General features: G+C 60.8%; 14 protein-coding genes. 9 read left to right on the top strand and 5 right to left on the bottom strand.

The annotated features are described in order from the left end of the window. Window positions 1-399 precede the first annotated feature (399 nt). From ccoG to ACQKPC_RS16435, 8 genes are all read left to right on the top strand, one after another. On the top strand, window positions 400-1,815 hold the full coding sequence (gene ccoG / locus ACQKPC_RS16470) for a cytochrome c oxidase accessory protein CcoG (RefSeq protein ID WP_427625544.1): 1,416 nt from the start codon (window positions 400-402) through the stop codon (window positions 1,813-1,815). An 11-nt stretch (window positions 1,816-1,826) separates the two neighbouring features. Next, window positions 1,827-2,366, top strand: coding sequence for a FixH family protein (locus tag ACQKPC_RS16465; RefSeq protein ID WP_427625543.1), 540 nt, complete (start codon window positions 1,827-1,829; stop codon window positions 2,364-2,366). Window positions 2,367-2,501: 135 nt separating this feature from the next. Then, window positions 2,502-4,952, top strand: coding sequence for a heavy metal translocating P-type ATPase (locus tag ACQKPC_RS16460; protein WP_427625542.1), 2,451 nt, complete (start codon window positions 2,502-2,504; stop codon window positions 4,950-4,952). A gap of 22 nt (window positions 4,953-4,974) precedes the next feature. Then, window positions 4,975-5,193, top strand: coding sequence for a cbb3-type cytochrome oxidase assembly protein CcoS (gene ccoS / locus ACQKPC_RS16455; RefSeq protein ID WP_008075166.1), 219 nt, complete (start codon window positions 4,975-4,977; stop codon window positions 5,191-5,193). After that, window positions 5,186-5,869, top strand: a complete 684-nt coding sequence (locus ACQKPC_RS16450) for a sulfite exporter TauE/SafE family protein (RefSeq protein WP_007933361.1) — start codon at window positions 5,186-5,188, stop codon at window positions 5,867-5,869. Before ccoS ends, ACQKPC_RS16450 begins: the two co-directional genes overlap by 8 nt. Before the next feature lie 241 nt (window positions 5,870-6,110). Beyond that, window positions 6,111-7,493 (top strand): oxygen-independent coproporphyrinogen III oxidase, encoded by a 1,383-nt coding sequence (hemN, locus tag ACQKPC_RS16445; RefSeq protein ID WP_427625541.1) that lies wholly within the window; start codon window positions 6,111-6,113, stop codon window positions 7,491-7,493. Window positions 7,494-7,586: 93 nt separating this feature from the next. Continuing rightward, window positions 7,587-8,321, top strand: coding sequence for a fumarate/nitrate reduction transcriptional regulator Fnr (fnr, locus tag ACQKPC_RS16440; RefSeq protein WP_427625540.1), 735 nt, complete (start codon window positions 7,587-7,589; stop codon window positions 8,319-8,321). A gap of 79 nt (window positions 8,322-8,400) precedes the next feature. Further along, window positions 8,401-8,949 carry an adenine phosphoribosyltransferase gene (locus tag ACQKPC_RS16435; protein ID WP_008075170.1) on the top strand — a complete coding sequence of 183 codons (549 nt, stop codon included), beginning with the start codon at window positions 8,401-8,403 and terminating at the stop codon, window positions 8,947-8,949. A 137-nt stretch (window positions 8,950-9,086) separates the two neighbouring features. Here ACQKPC_RS16435 and ACQKPC_RS16430 read toward each other — a convergent pair whose 3' ends face one another. The 4 genes from ACQKPC_RS16430 to dnaX form a co-directional block, all read right to left on the bottom strand. Continuing rightward, on the bottom strand, window positions 9,087-10,235 hold the full coding sequence (locus ACQKPC_RS16430; protein ID WP_427625539.1) for an acyl-CoA dehydrogenase family protein: 1,149 nt from the start codon (window positions 10,233-10,235) through the stop codon (window positions 9,087-9,089). A gap of 188 nt (window positions 10,236-10,423) precedes the next feature. Next, a complete protein-coding gene (gene recR / locus ACQKPC_RS16425; protein ID WP_008075173.1) occupies window positions 10,424-11,026 on the bottom strand; it encodes a recombination mediator RecR in 603 nt (200 codons plus the stop codon). Window positions 11,027-11,481: 455 nt separating this feature from the next. Beyond that, a complete protein-coding gene (locus ACQKPC_RS16420) occupies window positions 11,482-11,820 on the bottom strand; it encodes a YbaB/EbfC family nucleoid-associated protein (protein ID WP_007905413.1) in 339 nt (112 codons plus the stop codon). A gap of 67 nt (window positions 11,821-11,887) precedes the next feature. Next, the gene (gene dnaX, locus ACQKPC_RS16415) at window positions 11,888-13,981 is read right to left on the bottom strand and encodes a DNA polymerase III subunit gamma/tau (RefSeq protein WP_427625538.1); all 2,094 of its coding nucleotides are present in this window, start codon (window positions 13,979-13,981) and stop codon (window positions 11,888-11,890) included. A gap of 144 nt (window positions 13,982-14,125) precedes the next feature. Here dnaX and ACQKPC_RS16410 point away from each other — a divergent pair, with 144 nt between their 5' ends. Next, a complete protein-coding gene (locus tag ACQKPC_RS16410) occupies window positions 14,126-14,872 on the top strand; it encodes a substrate-binding periplasmic protein (RefSeq protein ID WP_427625537.1) in 747 nt (248 codons plus the stop codon). 142 nt (window positions 14,873-15,014) lie between these two features. On the opposite strand, the gene ACQKPC_RS16405 is transcribed toward ACQKPC_RS16410, so the two are convergent. Continuing rightward, a complete protein-coding gene (locus ACQKPC_RS16405) occupies window positions 15,015-16,715 on the bottom strand; it encodes a putative bifunctional diguanylate cyclase/phosphodiesterase (protein ID WP_427625536.1) in 1,701 nt (566 codons plus the stop codon). Window positions 16,716-16,900: the final 185 nt, after the last annotated feature.

Here is a 16,900-nt window from a genome sequence, read left to right as displayed (position 1 = left end):
CACACGAGGATTTCACTTACGTTATCAACGATGTTGAGGGCACGCCCTCAGACAACGAAAGCACAAAACCGGCCACCGAAGATGTCGGTAGAAAAAAAGACAGCGGGCTGGACAGCTTGGGAGACGGAAGGCTGCCTTGATGCCTTCTCAGAATAAATGAGCCGCTGCGCTCCAAGGAGCGGCTCACGAGAGGTGATTCATGGATCGTCTATAGTCAATTGATCTGGATCATGACTTGTTGCATCTGCTACACCATCCACGCCTTCCCCCCAACGCGACCAAAGGTCGCACCCTTGGTCTAGAGCGACAGGCGTATCATTGCGCCACTGCAACACCTCTTTTTGACCGCGGTCGGCACGTACTGACCGAGGCATTTTTCCACTGCCGTGGGATGCAACGATGAGCAATCAGATTCCGGTACACGACGTCACTCCGCCTGCCAAGAACGCGAACAACAGCGTCGACCTCTACGCCTCTCGAGAAAAGATCTACACCCGCGCCTTCACCGGCCTGTTCCGCAATTTGCGGATGATCGGCGGGGCCGGGCTGTTTCTGCTGTATTTCGGCACGGTGTGGCTGAGCTGGGGCGGTCATCAGGCCGTCTGGTGGAACCTGCCAGAGCGTAAATTCTTCATTTTTGGCGCGACCTTCTGGCCTCAGGATTTCATCCTGCTCTCGGGCATTCTGATCATCAGTGCCTTCGGCCTGTTTTTCATTACCGTGTATGCCGGTCGGGTCTGGTGTGGCTATACCTGCCCGCAAAGCGTCTGGACCTGGATCTTCATGTGGTGCGAAAAGGTCACCGAAGGCGACCGCAACCAGCGTATCAAGCTCGACAAGGCGCCGATGAGCGCCAACAAATTCCTGCGCAAATTCAGCAAGCACACAATGTGGCTGCTGATCGGTTTCGTGACCGGCATGACCTTTGTCGGTTACTTCTCGCCGATTCGCGAACTGGTGATCGAGTTCTTCACCGGCCAGGCGGATGGCTGGTCGTATTTCTGGGTCGGCTTCTTCACCCTCGCCACCTACGGCAACGCCGGCTGGTTGCGCGAGCAGGTGTGCATTTACATGTGCCCGTACGCACGCTTCCAGAGCGTAATGTTCGACAAGGACACACTGATCGTTTCCTACGACCCGCGCCGTGGCGAAAGCCGTGGCCCGCGCAAGAAAGGCATCGACTACAAGGCTCAGGGCCTGGGTGACTGCATCGATTGCACGATGTGCGTCCAGGTCTGCCCCACCGGTATCGACATTCGTGACGGCCTGCAGGTCGAATGCATCGGCTGCGCGGCGTGCATTGACGCCTGCGACAGCATCATGGACAAGATGGATTACCCGCGCGGCCTGATCAGCTACACCACCGAGCACAACCTGTCCGGGCAAAAAACCCATAAACTGCGCCCACGCCTGATCGGCTATGCCACGGTGCTGCTGGCGATGATCGCGTTGCTGATGACCGCGTTCTTCATGCGTTCGCTGGTCGGTTTCGACGTCAGCAAAGACCGCGTGCTGTATCGCGAGAACGCCGAAGGCCGGATCGAAAACGTCTACAGCCTGAAGATCATGAACAAGGACCAGCGCGACCACACGTACGTGCTGGAAGCCACCGGCCTGCCGGATCTCAAGCTGCAAGGCAAGCGCGAGATCAAAGTCGCCGCCGGGGAGATTTTCAGCCAGCCGGTCGAACTGTCCAGTGCACCGGAACAATTGCCGTCGAGCACCAACGAGGTGAAATTCATCCTCAAGGATGCCGATGACGCCAACGTCCACGTTGAAGCCAAGAGCCGATTCATCGGCCCACAAATTCGTTGAGAGAAGTGATCATGCCCGCAGCAACTGCCGCAAGTCCCTGGTACAAGCACCTTTGGCCGTGGATTATCATCGCCATCCTGGCCTGCTCGGTGACCTTGACCCTGTCGATGGTGACCATCGCGGTGAACAACCCGGACAACCTGGTCAACGACAACTATTACGAGGCCGGCAAGGGCATCAACCGTTCGCTGGACCGCGAACTGCTGGCCCAGACCCTGCAACTGCGTGCCAGCATGCACCTGGATGACGTGACCGGCGAAGTCGACCTGCGCCTGAGCGGCAACAGCACGCCTGCAACCCTTGAGCTGAACCTGATTTCACCCACTCAGCCGGAGAAGGATCGCAAGATCACCCTGGCCCGCAGCGAAACCGAACAGGGCCGCTACATCGGCCAGTTGAGCGACAAGATTGAAGGTCGTCGCTTCGTCGAATTGCTGGGTGTGCAGGATGACAAGATCTGGCGCATGTTCGAAGAAGAACAGGTCAGCCATGCCAAGGATCTGCTGCTCGGTGATGAGCCGCTGCAGGGCGCGGAAGACCTGAAAAAATAAGCCTTACCCTGATCGTTCCCACGTTCTGCGTGGGAACGCAGCCAGGGACGCTCTGCGTCCCAGCCGAAGCGGACGCGGAGCGTCCGGAGAGGCATTCCCACGCGGAGCGTGGGAACGATCATCGGAACACGCCTCATGACCAATCCAACCCCCTGCTACCACTGCGCCCTGCCCGTCCCGGCCGGCAGCCGCTTCACCGCCGCCGTCCTCGGCGATACCCGCGAGTTCTGTTGCCCGGGTTGCCAGGCAGTGGCCGAGGCCATCGTGGCCGGTGGGCTGGAAAGCTATTACCAGCATCGCAGCGAAGCCTCGGCCAACCCCGAAGCCTTGCCGGTGCAGTTGGTCGACGAACTGGCGCTGTACGACCGCGCCGATGTGCAGCAACCCTTTGTCCGCCACGAAGGCGAACTCGCCGAAACCACTCTGTTGATGGAAGGCATCAGTTGCGCCGCCTGCGGCTGGCTGATCGAAAAGCATCTTCGCAGCCTGCCAGCGGTGGCCGAAGCACGCTTGAACCTGTCCAACCACCGCCTGCATGTGCGCTGGGCCGACGCGCAATTACCACTGAGCCAGGTGCTCAGCGAATTGCGCCACATCGGTTACGCCGCCCACCCCTATCAGGCCGACCGCGCCAGTGAACAACTGGCCAGCGAAAATCGCCTGGCGCTACGTCAACTCGGCGTTGCCGGGCTGCTGTGGTTCCAGGCGATGATGGCAACCATGGCCACCTGGCCGGAATTCAACATTGACCTCAGCCCCGAGCTGCACACCATCCTGCGCTGGGTCGCGCTGTTTCTGACCACGCCGATCGTGTTCTACAGCTGCGCGCCGTTCTTCAAAGGGGCGATGCGCGATCTGCGCACCCGTCACCTGACCATGGACGTCTCGGTGTCGCTGGCGATCGGCAGTGCCTATATCGCCGGGATCTGGACCTCGATCACCGGGGTAGGCGAGCTGTACTTCGATGCAGTAGGGATGTTTGCACTGTTCCTGCTGGCCGGGCGCTATCTGGAACGTCGAGCCCGGGAACGCACCGCCGCCGCGACCGCTCAGCTGGTCAATCTGTTGCCCGCCTCCTGCCTGCGGCTGAGTGCCGACGGCCAGAGCGAACGGATTCTGCTCAGCGAATTGCGCGTAGGCGATCAGGTGCTGGTGCATCCCGGCTCGATCCTGCCGGCCGATGGCAAGATCCTCGACGGTCAATCGAGCATCGACGAATCCCTGCTGACCGGCGAATACCTGCCACAACCACGGGCCCCGGGCGATGCCGTCACCGCCGGCACCTTGAACGTTGAAGGTGCGCTGACCGTGGAAGTCCTGGCGCTGGGGCAGGACACGCGACTGTCGGCCATCGTCCGCCTGCTGGATCGCGCCCAGGCCGAAAAGCCACGACTGGCGGAAATCGCCGACCGCGCCGCGCAATGGTTTTTGCTGTTGTCGCTGATTGCCGTCGCGGCCATCGGCCTGCTCTGGTGGGAACTGGATTCTTCGCGAGCGTTCTGGATTGTCCTGGCGATGCTGGTTGCGACGTGCCCGTGCGCCTTGTCGCTGGCCACACCAACCGCCCTCACCGCCGCCACCGGCACGCTGCACAAGCTCGGTCTTTTGTTGACGCGCGGCCATGTGCTGGAAGGCCTGAACCAGATCGACACGGTGATTTTCGACAAGACCGGCACCCTCACCGAAGGTCGCCTGGCCTTGCGTTCGATCCGGCCACTTGGAGCCTTGACCAGCGATCAATGCCTGAGCCTCGCCGCCGCCCTGGAAAACCGCTCCGAGCACCCGATTGCCCGGGCTTTTGGCCGCGCGCCGCTGGCCGCCGAAGAAGTTCACAGCACGCCGGGCCTGGGCCTTGAGGGGTTGGTCGGCGCACAACGCCTGCGCATTGGCCAACCGGGGTTTGTCTGCGAACTCAGCGGCGCTCAAACGCCTGTAATGCCCGATGAGCCTGGCCAATGGCTGTTGCTCGGCGACAGTCAGGGGCCGCTGGCCTGGTTCGTACTCGATGACCGTTTACGTGCCGACGCGCCTGCCCTGCTGGCGGCCTGCAAGGCTCGCGGCTGGCGCACGCTGCTGCTGTCCGGCGACAGCTCGCCGATGGTTGCCAGCGTCGCTGCCGAGTTGGGCATCGACGAGGCCCGAGGCGGTTTGCGTCCGGACGATAAATTGCAGGTGCTGCAACTACTGCACAAGGAAGGCCGCAAGGTGTTGATGCTCGGTGACGGGGTCAACGATGTGCCGGTGCTGGCCGCCGCCGACATCAGCGTGGCGATGGGGTCGGCCACCGATCTGGCGAAAACCAGTGCCGACGCGGTGCTGTTGTCGAACCGCCTCGATGCGCTGGTGCAAGCCTTCAGCCTGGCCCGCCGCACCCGTCGGGTCATCATCGAGAATTTGCTGTGGGCAGCGCTGTACAATGGCCTCATGTTGCCGTTCGCCGCCCTCGGCTGGATCACTCCGGTATGGGCAGCGGTTGGCATGTCGATCAGTTCGTTGACCGTGGTATTGAATGCCCTGCGCCTGACTCGCCTGCCGAGCGCGCCGGCTGCCGGCACCACGCCAGAAACCCGCCCGCTGCCGGCCTGAGCCGCGCGGGCATGGAGTCCAGATGCCAGCTCTCTACGTGATGATCCCGGCCGCGCTGCTGATCGTGGCCATCGCTATCTATATCTTCTTCTGGGCAGTCGACAGCGGTCAGTACGACGATCTCGACGGCCCGGCCCACAGCATCCTGTTCGACGATCAGGACCCGAACCACAAGGCAGCGGTCGACGAGGCCGGCGGCCATCCGGCCAAACCGGACGATAAGGCGCCGCCCCATGCTTGAGTTGGCGCCACTGTTGGTGTCTGCGCTGATCCTCGGCTTGCTCGGCGGCGGGCATTGCCTGGGCATGTGCGGCGGCTTGATGGGCGCGTTGACCCTGGCGATCCCCAAAGAACAACGCAGCCGACGCTTTCGACTATTGCTGGCCTACAACCTGGGGCGCATTCTTAGCTACGCCGCGGCCGGCCTGCTGATCGGCCTGGCCGGTTGGGCCGTGGCCAATAGCCCGGCGGCGATGTTCATGCGCATTCTCGCCGGGCTGCTGCTGATCGCCATGGGCCTGTACCTGGCCGGCTGGTGGAGCGGCCTGACCCGTATCGAAAGCCTCGGTCGCGGCCTGTGGCGGCATATCCAGCCGGTGGCCAACACATTATTACCCGTGTCGAACCTGCCCCGCGCCCTGCTGCTGGGCGCGCTATGGGGCTGGCTGCCATGTGGGCTGGTTTACAGCACATTGCTCTGGTCGGCGAGCCAGGGCAATGCGCTGGACAGTGCATTGCTGATGCTGGCATTCGGGCTGGGCACCTGGCCGGTGCTGCTCGCCACAGGGCTTGCCGCCGAGCGCGTCACGGCGTTGTTGCGCAAACGCAGCGTACGCATGACCGGTGGCTTGCTGGTGATGGTGTTCGGTATCTGGACCTTGCCAGGGCCGCATCAACATTGGCTGATGGGGCATTAGACCAGTGGCGAGGGGGCTTGCCCCCGTTGGGTTGCGAAGCGACCCCAAAAACACTGCACCGCACCTTTTTAGAACGACCGTGTCCGCCGACTCTACGACTGCTTCGCAGCCGAACGGGGGCAAGCCCCCTCGCCACAAAAGCTATCGCTGTCGCCAATCACTGTTGATGCAAATCAAGATGCCTTTGCGCACTTCTCCCTAGACTCGCCGACATTGCCAGCCTATCCGGGGGAATGCCCGCATGCTCGACGCCATTCGTTGGGACACAGATCTGATCCGCCGTTACGACCTGGCGGGACCGCGCTATACCTCGTACCCGACCGCCGTGCAGTTCGACAGCCAGGTCGGCACCTTCGACCTGTTTCATGCCCTGCGCGACAGCCGTAAAGCCCTGCGGCCGCTGTCGCTGTATGTGCACGTGCCGTTCTGCGCGAACATTTGCTACTACTGCGCCTGCAACAAAGTCATCACCAAGGACCGTGGCCGCGCCCTGCCCTATTTGCGGCGCCTGGAACAGGAAATCCAGCTGATTGCCTGCCACCTCGACCCGACGCAAAAAGTCGAGCAACTGCATTTCGGCGGCGGCACACCCACCTTTCTCAGCCACGACGAACTGCGCCAGTTGATGGCTCAGCTGCGCAAGCATTTCAATCTGCTCGACGACGATTCCGGCGACTATGGCATCGAAATCGACCCTCGCGAAGCTGATTGGTCGACCATGGGCCTGCTCCGGGAACTGGGTTTCAACCGGGTCAGCATTGGCGTTCAAGACCTCGATCCGGCGGTACAACGGGCGGTCAATCGTCTGCAAAGCCTGGAAGAAACCCGCGCAGTGATCGACGCTGCCCGGACCCTGCAATTTCGCTCGATCAACATCGATCTGATCTACGGCCTGCCCAAGCAGACGCCCGAGAACTTCGCCCGCACCGTCGACGAAGTCATCAGCCTGCAACCGGACCGGCTCTCGGTGTTCAACTACGCCCATCTGCCGGAACGCTTCATGCCGCAACGGCGGATCAATGGCAACGATCTACCGGCACCGGCACAGAAGCTGGAAATGCTCCAGCGCACCATCGAACAACTGACGGCTGCCGGTTACCGCTACATCGGCATGGACCATTTCGCCCTGCCTGACGATGACTTGGCGATTGCTCAGGAAGAATCGACGCTGCAACGTAACTTCCAGGGCTACACCACGCATGGTCATTGCGATTTGATCGGTCTGGGGGTATCGGCAATCAGCCAGATCGGCGATTTGTACTGCCAGAACAGCAGCGACCTGAACCAGTACCAGAACGCATTGGCGTCCGCTCAACTGGCCACCAGCCGTGGCCTGATATGCACCGCTGACGATCGCTTGCGCAGAGCCGTGATTCAGCAGTTGATTTGCCATTTCAGCCTGGAATTCCTGGAAATCGAGCGAGTCTTCAATATCGATTTTCGTGGTTATTTCGCCGAGCTTTGGCCACAGCTGCTGGATATGGCCGAAGACGGGCTGATCGAGTTGGACAACGAGCGGATCACCGTACAGCCCGCAGGCCGGCTGCTGGTGCGTTCGGTGTGCATGGTTTTCGATGCGTATCTGGAACACACCAATCTTCAACGCTTTTCACGAGTGATCTAAGGCCTTGCGGTTAAATTGTCGCAGGCTGGCCCGAATGTCCTCCCGTGAGTTACCCTTACGGCTTATGTGTGTTTTCCCACAAGGATTAAAGAAATGTCCGAGCCAGTAAAACTGCGCGCTCATAGCCAGGCCCATTGCAAGGATTGCAGCCTGGCACCTCTCTGCCTGCCACTTTCTTTGAATCTGGAAGACATGGATGCGCTGGACGAAATCGTCAAACGAGGTCGCCCGCTGAAAAAAGGCGAATTCCTGTTTCGTCAGGGCGACACGTTCGATTCCGTTTATGCAGTACGCTCCGGCGCCCTCAAGACCTTCAGCCTGAGCGATGGCGGCGAAGAACAGCTCACTGGCTTCCATTTGCCGAGTGAACTGGTCGGCCTGTCGGGTATGGACACTGAAAAGCACCCGGTCTCGGCGCAAGCCCTGGAAACCACTTCGGTGTGCGAAATTCCTTTCGATCGCCTCGACGAACTGGCCCTGCAACTGCCACAACTGCGCCGCCAGTTGATGCGGGTGATGAGCCGCGAGATTCGTGACGATCAGCAAATGATGTTGCTGCTGTCGAAGAAAACCGCCGACGAGCGCATCGCCACGTTCCTGGTCAACCTGTCGGCCCGTTTCCGCGCTCGTGGCTTCTCGGCCAACCAGTTCCGGCTGAGCATGTCGCGCAACGAAATCGGCAATTACCTGGGCCTGGCGGTGGAAACCGTGTCGCGGGTGTTCACCCGTTTCCAGCAAAACGAACTCATCGCCGCCGAGGGCAAAGAAATACATATCCTCGACCCGATCCAGCTCTGCGCCCTGGCCGGCGGCTCGCTCGACGGCTGATCCTGGCAATGGCGGCTGAGCGAAACGGTTCAGCCGCCGTTATACTGCGACGTTTGCAGCCTGCCAGGACACTTCGACGATGGTCTTCGACTCCTTCGACATCAAATCCCTCATCCGCCCCGTGATTGACTTTCCCAAGCCGGGCGTGATCTTTCGCGACATTACCCCGCTGTTCCAGTCGCCCACGGCCCTGCGCCTGGTGATGGACAGCTTTGCCCATCGTTATGTCGAAGCAGACTTCACCCACATCGGCGCCATGGATGCCCGTGGCTTCCTGATCGGTTCAATCCTGGCCTATCAGTTGAACAAACCGCTGGTGCTATTCCGCAAGCAGGGCAAACTGCCGGCCGACGTGTTGGCCGAGGGTTATCAGACCGAGTACGGCGAAGCCTTTCTCGAAGTCCACGCCGACAGCCTGTGCGAGGGTGACTCGGTGGTGATGTTCGATGACCTGATCGCCACCGGCGGCACGCTGATCGCGGCGGCGAACCTGATTCGGCGCATGGGCGCGCGGGTGCATGAAGCGGCGGCGATCATTGACTTGCCGGAGCTGGGTGGCTCGCAGCGGCTGGAAGACATGGGGATTCCTACTTTCTGTCTGACGCAGTTTGCGTTGAGCGATAAGTAAGGCGGCGCCTGCACCGACGCCATCGCGAGCAGGCTCGCTCCCACAGTTAATCGCTGTCATGCACAGAACTTGCGTACACAGAAAATCCCCTGTGGGAGCGAGCCTGCTCGCGATGGCGTCAGCCGCTACACCGCAGATTAGAGCCCCATCTGCTTACTGATGATCTCATTCATCACTTCCCGCGTTCCCCCACCAATCGACAGAATCCGATTATCGCGATACAGCCGTTCCACCAGGTTCTCGCGCATATAACCCAGGCCACCGAGGATCTGCACGGCGTCGTTGGTAATGCGATCAGCCGTGTCGGTAGCAAAATTCTTGGCCATGGAAATCTCCTTGATCACGCTCTGCCCGGCGGCCATTTTCGCTGCCTGGCGGTAGGTGAATTCCCGTGACACCTCCAGCGCCGTGGCCATTTCCGCGAGACGGTGCTTGAGCACCTGGAACTTGCCGATGGGTTTGCCGAAGGCTTCCCGTTGACGAGCCCACTTCAGGCTCTCCTCCAGCGCCAATTGCGCGCTCATGTTGGCCATCAGCGCCAGGGCCAGGCGCTCGCTCTGAAAGTTACCCATGATGCAGGCGAAGCCCATGTTCTCGGCCCCGATCAGATGACCCGCCGGCACCCGGCAATCATCGAAAAACAATTCGGCGGTGTCTGACGCCCACCAGCCCATTTTCTTCAACTGACGACCGACGGTGAAACCGGGTGTGCCCTTCTCGATCAGCAGCAAACTGATGCCGCCAAAACCCGACTCTCCGGTGCGCACCGCGACGGTGTAGAAATCCGCACGAACGCCACTGGTAATGAAGGTTTTGCTGCCGCTGACCCTGTAAAAGTCGCCGTCTCGCACGGCGCGGGTTTGCAGGTTGGCGACGTCGGAGCCGCCGCTGGGCTCGGTGACAGCCAGGGCGCTGATCTTCTCGCCCGCCAGCACCTGAGGCACAACGCGATCGCGGACTTCGGGCCTGGCCCACTTGAGGATCGGCGGCAGACCAATGTCCAGCGAGCCCAGCCCCGCGACCAGACCACCGGAACCACAGCGCATCAGCTCTTCACTGGCAGCGATCTTGGCAAACAGGTCCCCTTCATGGCTACCGCCCAAGGCTTCGGGATAACCAACACCCAGAATCCCCGCCGCGCCGGCCTTCAGGTAGAGTTCACGAGGGAAGCTTTCGGCTTCTTCCCACTGGTCGATGTCCGGAAGAATCTCACGCTCGACGAAACGTCTGACGCTGTCGCGGACCAATTGGTGGCTGGGGTCGAAGTATTCCTGAAAGGCAGGCATCGGCGAGCTCCACTGAAGGTTCAGCGAAGTTAACCGAGCGCTTGCTTGGTTTTCAAGTGGACTGTGTGAATCAAGGAAACCGAGGCGAGCCATTCGCGAGCAAGCCCGCTCCCACAGGGGATTTGCGGCGTACACAAATCAAATGTGGGAGCGGGTTGCTCACGAAGACGTCAGTCCAGACAGCACCGTTACAGCGAGATCGGCTTACGCCCGGCAAACGAATGCGCCAATGTCCCGCCGTCCACCAACTCCAACTCGCCACCCAATGGCACGCCATGGGCGATGCGCGAGGCGATCAGGCCTTTGTTGCTCAGCAACTGGGCGATGTAATGTGCCGTGGCCTCGCCTTCCACCGTCGGGTTGGTGGCGAGGATGACTTCGGCAAACGTGCCCGCTTCTTCGATCCGCGCCATCAATTGTGGAATGCCGATGGCATCCGGCCCTAATCCGTCGAGGGGTGACAGATGGCCTTTGAGCACGAAGTAGCGACCGCGGAAACCGGTCTGCTCCACCGCATAAACGTCCATCGGACCTTCCACCACACACAGCAAGGTGTCGTCGCGGCGTGGATCGGCGCATTGCGGGCACAGATCGTCTTCGGTCAGCGTGCGGCACAAGCGGCAGTGCCCCACTCCTTCCATGGCCTGGCTCAGCGCCTGGGCCAGTCGCGAACCACCGCTGCGATCACGCTCAAGCAGTTGCAACGCCATGCGCTGGGCAGTTTTCTGACCCACTCCCGGCAAAATTCGCAAGGCGTCGATCAGTTGGCGAATCAAAGGGCTGAAGCTCATGGGGAAAAATCCGACATAACAACGAGACGCGGTTTATACCCGCGCCTCTGTTTAGCGTCAAATAACAGCGTCAATTACTCAGTCCACGCAACCCGCACCACCCGTTTGCCGAAGTTGCAGGACTGGTTGACAGTCGATGCTTGCGGCATGCGAACGCCTCCTCGATCGATGAATTTCGGCTGTATAGGGAGCAGACCTTTGTATGGGTGTCGGGTTCGAAGTTTCGTCAGTTGTACCGAGGTGACTTCATCGCGGGCAAGCCACGCTCCCACAGGATTCAGGTAATCCCTGTGGGAGCGGGCTTGCTCGCGAAGGCGATGTGTCAGGCAACATCAATGTTGACTGTGCCGCCGTCTTCGCGGGCAAGCCTCGCTCCTACAAAGAGGGCGCAGAAACAAAAATGCCAGGCGCGATGCCTGGCATTTTTTTGAACCCATCCGACGCGCGTTGGCGAATCAGAATGGCAGTTTCATACCCGGTGGCAATTGCATGCCAGCGGTCACGCCGGACATTTTGTCCTGGCTGTTGGCTTCGATCTTGCGCACGGCGTCGTTGACGGCTGCGGCGAATACCGCTTCCAGCATTTCCTTGTCGTCTTCGCTCAGGCCTTCGACCAGGCTTGGGTCGATGGTTACGCGCTTGACGTCGTGACGACCGGTCATCACCACGGTGACCATGTCGCCACCGGCTTTACCGGTGACTTCGGCGTTGGCCAGCTCTTCCTGCATCTTGGCCATTTTTTCCTGCATCTGCTGCGCCTGCTTCATCAGGCCGGCCATGCCACCTTTCATCATGGGAATCACCTCAAAAGTACTTGGATAAAAACAGCGCCCGGCGAATGTGGCCAAGCGCCTTCAGTTATTAGCCCTGACTGACCAGGGCTTCGACAGGTTCAATAGTATCGTGACGGACCACCGCCCCGAACTGCTGCATCATTTGCTGGATGAACGGATCGCCGTGGATCGATTCCTCGGCCTCACGCTGACGATTGGCACGACGCCGGGATGAGGCCTGGGCCGGGGTTTCCTGCTCGGGCTTGATCAGCTCCATGCTCAGGGTCAGCGTGCGCCCGTGGAGCTGGTTCAGTGCATCGTTGAGGCGACGTTGTTGTGTCGCGTTGAACAAGGCACTGTGGGCCGGGTCCAGGTGCAACAACCAATTGTCGCCATCGACGGCGATCAGCGTGCAGTTGGCGGCGATGCTGGCGGTCATGCCGGATACCGGAAGTTTCGGGAACAACTCCAGCCATTGCAGGGCCAGGCCGGTGGCCGGCATCGCGGCCGGTTCAGGTTCGGGTTCCGGCGCAGGTTCGGCGGTGTGCTCGCTGGCCAGGTCGTCGAGGTAGCTGTAGGCCGAATCCATGTCCGGCTCGATGTAGTCCTCGTCCAGCGGCGGCTCGTCGTCCTGATCCATGCCTGGCGTGGCGGCATCGACTTCGGCCACGGACGGTTCCGGGATCGGCGCAGCAGCCCATTCCGGCGCATCCGGCACCACACTGTCCGGGGTCGGCATGGGCATCGGTGGCAATTCGGGTTGTTCGCCAGCCGTTTCCAGCACCGACTCGACGGCGGGCTGCTGGACAACTTCGGGCTCTACCGGGTCGTTCCACGGCAGATCGACGATCTCTTCGACCGCTACGGGCTCGACAACAGCCTCAGGCTCGGGCTCATGCGCGATCACGGGCGCGACCGGCTCAGGCGCAGCTACCGGGACAGGGGCTGGTGCAACCACAGGCGCAACCGGAGGCGGTGTAACGGCCGTAGCGACTACCGGCGCAACAACCGACGCGGCAGCCACCGAGTTTGCGGAATCAACTGTGGCCTGGCTGATCCCCACTGGCTTTAGCGGTTGCCTCGGCGCGTCCGCAGTGTCTGCCGGCCGGAACGCGAGCATTCGCAGCAGGACCATCTCGAAGCCACCGCGCGGGTCCGGCGCCAGCGGCAAATCCCGCCGACCGATCAGGCCCATCTGGTAATAGAACTGCACATCTTCGGCCGGAAGCGCCTGGGCCAGCGCCAGGACCCGATCACGGTCGCCATGGCCGTTGTCGACGCCTTCAGGCAGGGCCTGGGCGATGGCGACACGGTGCAGCACATTGAGAATTTCCGAGAGCACGCCGTTCCAGTCCGGGCCTTGTTCGGCCAGATGGCGCACGGCTTCGAGCAACGCCTTGGCGTCGCCTTCGATCAGCGCATGCAAAACGTCGTAGACCTGGCCGTGATCGAGAGTACCGAGCATGGCCCGCACGTCGGCGGCCATGACCTTGCCTTCACCGAAAGCGATGGCCTGATCGGTCAGGCTCATGGCGTCGCGCATCGAACCGTCGGCGGCGCGACCCAGCAGCCACAGCGCGTCGTCTTCGAACGGCACGTTCTCGACGCTCAGCACGTGAGTCAAATGCTCGACCACCCGCTCCGGTGTCATGTTCTTCAGGGAGAACTGCAGGCAACGCGAAAGAATCGTTGCCGGAAGTTTCTGCGGATCGGTGGTGGCCAGGATGAACTTGACGTAGGGCGGCGGCTCTTCAAGGGTTTTCAACAGCGCATTGAAGGAATGGCTGGAGAGCATGTGCACTTCGTCGATCAGGTAGACCTTGAAGCGCCCGCGGCTCGGCGCGTACTGCACGTTGTCGAGCAGCTCGCGGGTGTCTTCGACCTTGGTCCGGCTCGCGGCGTCGATCTCGATCAGGTCGACGAAGCGGCCTTCATCGATTTCGCGGCACACCGAGCACTCGCCGCAGGGGGTCGAAGTGATACCTGTTTCACAGTTCAGGCATTTGGCGATGATCCGCGCGATGGTGGTCTTGCCGACCCCGCGGGTACCGGTAAACAGGTACGCGTGGTGCAGCCGCTGGCTGTCCAAGGCATTGATCAGAGCCTTGAGCACATGGGTCTGGCCGACCATTTCGCCGAACGAGCGCGGACGCCATTTACGTGCAAGAACCTGATAACTCATCGAAAACCGTCGCAACGAAGGAACAGAAGCGGCTAATGCTAGCGGAGCAAGGCCAAAATTGCATCCGGTGCGCTCGTCTATTCTGGCTAAGCTGCACTTTGAGGGGCTTTTATTGGCTCAGGTTAGAGCCGTACCGGAGCGTTTATGCGTTTTGCCTTGGGGGCACTGCTGTTGGTCAGCCTGAGCGTCGCAGCCGCCGAGGCGCCGTTGCGCTTTGTCGTGTCCGACAGCTGGGCCATGCCCATGGTGCAGATGGAGCGCGGCGGCCGACCGACCCAGGGCATTCTGCACGACATCATGCTCAGCCTGGCGACACAGGTCGGCATGCCGGCGCAATTTCATGTCTTGCCTCGGGCACGGGTGCAAAACGCCATGGAACACGGCGAAGTCGATGTGCGCTGTTATATTTCACAATCCTGGCTGCCGAACCTGTCCGGCAACTATATCTGGAGCGTTCCACTGCTGGTTCAGCGCGACTTGCTGATTGGCCGGCGAGGCTCACCCGACACGGTCAACCCGGCAGAGCTGCCGCAGCAGTCGATCGGCACAGTGCTCGGCTATAGCTACCCGACCCTGCAACCGCTGTTCGACGCCGACCGCCTGCACCGCGATGACGCGCGCAATCAGGAACAGGTGCTGGATAAACTCCTGGCCGGACGCTACCGCTATGCCGTGAGCAGCCAATGGACCCTGGACTGGTTCAACCAGCGCCTGCTACCCGACCGACAACTGCAAAGCGTAGCGCTGGTGCATGAACAAACCGTCGGTTGTTACGTGCGCAACGACCCCAAGGTGCCTGTTCAACGAATTCTGGACACGTTGCTTCAAATGAAAATGTCAGGGGAGATCGATGACATCATCCGGCTCTATACCGGCAATCCTGGTCAGTAGCAGCTGCCGAAGGCTGCGTTCGGCTGCGCAGCAGTCGTGAGAAGAGGCCCTGCGGTCTTCCAGTTAAAACGCGAACTCAGGATTTTACGACGGCTGCGCCGCCGAACGCAGGCTTCGCCAGCTGCTACAGGGCGCCGATGGCTCAGGCTGTCTGCTCGAGTGCCTGCCATTGCAACGGGGCGACAAACCCCGCCACCCAGTCCGGCACCTCACCGGGCGGCATCGGGCGCGCGATGAAATAGCCTTGAGCGACTTCGCATCCCAGCCGCAACAGCAATTCACCGTGCTCAACGCTTTCCAGCCCCTCGGCAATCACCTGCCGGCCGAACGCGCGGGCCAAGCCAATCACCGCTGTGGTCAGGGCCAGGTCGTCACGATCATTCAGAATGTCGCGCACGAACGATTTATCAATCTTGATGGTTTGGGTACGTAAACGCTTGAGGTAACTCAGGGACGAGTAACCCGTGCCAAAGTCACCCAGGGAAAACTGCACCCCCAACGCCTGACAGGCCTGCAAACAGGCACTGACATGCTGGATATTCTCGATCGCCACCGACTCGACGATTTCCAGATCGAGCATCTGCGGGGCGACCTGGGCATGTCGAGCGAGTACGTGCTTGAGCCGGTCGACGAAGTCCGTGCGCTGAAAATGTCGCGCCGCGATATTGATACTGATCGGCCAGCCCTGCCCCGCTTGCTGCCAACGGTGCAACTGCGACAGAACCTGATCCATCACCCATTCGCCGATATCGATGATCAGGTCGGTGTCCTCCACCAGCGGCAAAAACTCCCGGGGTGGCACCATGCCGTTTTGTGGGTGCTCCCACCGCAACAACGCCTCAAAACCGACGACCACGCCACGGCGCATGTTCACTTTGGGCTGAAAATGCAGGCGCAACTCACCGGCGACCAACGCCTGACGCACCCGCTCGACGGTCTGGTGAGTGGCCTTGACCTCCTGATCCCGAGAGACATCGAATAGATGAAAGCGGTTTCGCCCGCTCTGCTTGGCCACATACATCGCCTGATCGGCATGACGCAGCAGGGTTTCGGCATCTTCGTTGTCGTGGGGAAACAGGGTAACGCCGATACTGGCGAACACATTGATGTCCTTGCCATGCAGCGTGTAAGGCGCCGAAATCGCCCCCAACACGCGATTCAGCGCTGCGCACAATTCCGGCAGATCACGCACATAACGCAGCACCAGCACGAACTCGTCGCCGGCCAGTCGGGCCACCACGTCTTCGCCGCGCACAATGTCGCGCAAACGCTTGGCCACTTCCACCAGCAACATATCGCCACTGGCGTGACCGTAACCGTCGTTGACCGCCTTGAACCCGTCGAGGTCAAGCATGCACACCGCCAACGGAATGTTTTCATGCCGGGAGAATTCCAGCGCCTGATCGAGTAAATCCGACAGGAAGGCGCGATTGGGCAGCCCGGTCAGCACGTCATGCCCGACCCGCCATTGCAAGGATTGCAGCAGTTGGCGTTTTTCGCTGATGTCGAAACGAATCGACAGGTATCGGTGAACGCGTCCGGTGGCATCGTCGAGCACCGGCACCATGGTGCTGTCGACCCAATACAGGCTGCCATCCTTGGCGCGATTACAGATTTCGCCCTTCCAGATATTGCCCAGGGCGATGGTGCGCCACATGGCGGCGAAGAAATCGGCGGAATGCAGGCCGGAGTTCAGCAGGCGATGGTTCTGCCCCAGCAGTTCCTCGCGGCTGTAGCCGGACACGGCGCAGAACTGATCGTTGACATAGGTAATCCGGCCGTCCAGATCGGTCTCGGAAAAAATCGCGGCTGCATCCACGGCCCTGCGGTATTTCTCATCCATGAGTCAGGCTCACTGTCGCTAGCGGTGGTACCGCTCGACCAGCGCAGGATGCCCGGAAGAGGTGTTTTGAGACGTACTGCGCAGAGACACGTTATCACTCCATGAACAGCATTTGATGACCCCGGACCGCCGAAGATCCAGGGCAAAGTAGCAACACCGACTCTGGTAATATTTCGCGAGGCTTC

The organism is Pseudomonas sp. NPDC089918 (assembly GCF_050280605.1).
Classification (GTDB): Bacteria; Pseudomonadota; Gammaproteobacteria; order Pseudomonadales; family Pseudomonadaceae; genus Aquipseudomonas.
The sequence above is the reverse complement of the archived record's forward strand: the minus strand, read 5'-3'. Positions and strand labels throughout refer to the sequence as shown.

Bases quoted from the DNA above. Each gene is read 5' to 3' on its own strand.
- ACQKPC_RS16435 (WP_008075170.1), top strand. From the start codon at position 8,401: ATGGTCTTCGACTCCTTCGACATCAAATCCCTCATCCGCCCCGTGATT.
- dnaX (WP_427625538.1), bottom strand. From the start codon at position 13,981: ATGAGTTATCAGGTTCTTGCACGTAAATGGCGTCCGCGCTCGTTCGGC.
- hemN (WP_427625541.1), top strand. From the start codon at position 6,111: ATGCTCGACGCCATTCGTTGGGACACAGATCTGATCCGCCGTTACGAC.
- ACQKPC_RS16430 (WP_427625539.1), bottom strand. From the start codon at position 10,235: ATGCCTGCCTTTCAGGAATACTTCGACCCCAGCCACCAATTGGTCCGC.
- ccoG (WP_427625544.1), top strand. From the start codon at position 400: ATGAGCAATCAGATTCCGGTACACGACGTCACTCCGCCTGCCAAGAAC.
- ACQKPC_RS16420 (WP_007905413.1), bottom strand. From the start codon at position 11,820: ATGATGAAAGGTGGCATGGCCGGCCTGATGAAGCAGGCGCAGCAGATG.
- ccoS (WP_008075166.1), top strand. From the start codon at position 4,975: ATGCCAGCTCTCTACGTGATGATCCCGGCCGCGCTGCTGATCGTGGCC.
- ACQKPC_RS16450 (WP_007933361.1), top strand. From the start codon at position 5,186: ATGCTTGAGTTGGCGCCACTGTTGGTGTCTGCGCTGATCCTCGGCTTG.
- ACQKPC_RS16460 (WP_427625542.1), top strand. From the start codon at position 2,502: ATGACCAATCCAACCCCCTGCTACCACTGCGCCCTGCCCGTCCCGGCC.
- ACQKPC_RS16465 (WP_427625543.1), top strand. From the start codon at position 1,827: ATGCCCGCAGCAACTGCCGCAAGTCCCTGGTACAAGCACCTTTGGCCG.
- ACQKPC_RS16410 (WP_427625537.1), top strand. From the start codon at position 14,126: ATGCGTTTTGCCTTGGGGGCACTGCTGTTGGTCAGCCTGAGCGTCGCA.
- recR (WP_008075173.1), bottom strand. From the start codon at position 11,026: ATGAGCTTCAGCCCTTTGATTCGCCAACTGATCGACGCCTTGCGAATT.
- fnr (WP_427625540.1), top strand. From the start codon at position 7,587: ATGTCCGAGCCAGTAAAACTGCGCGCTCATAGCCAGGCCCATTGCAAG.
- ACQKPC_RS16405 (WP_427625536.1), bottom strand. From the start codon at position 16,715: ATGGATGAGAAATACCGCAGGGCCGTGGATGCAGCCGCGATTTTTTCC.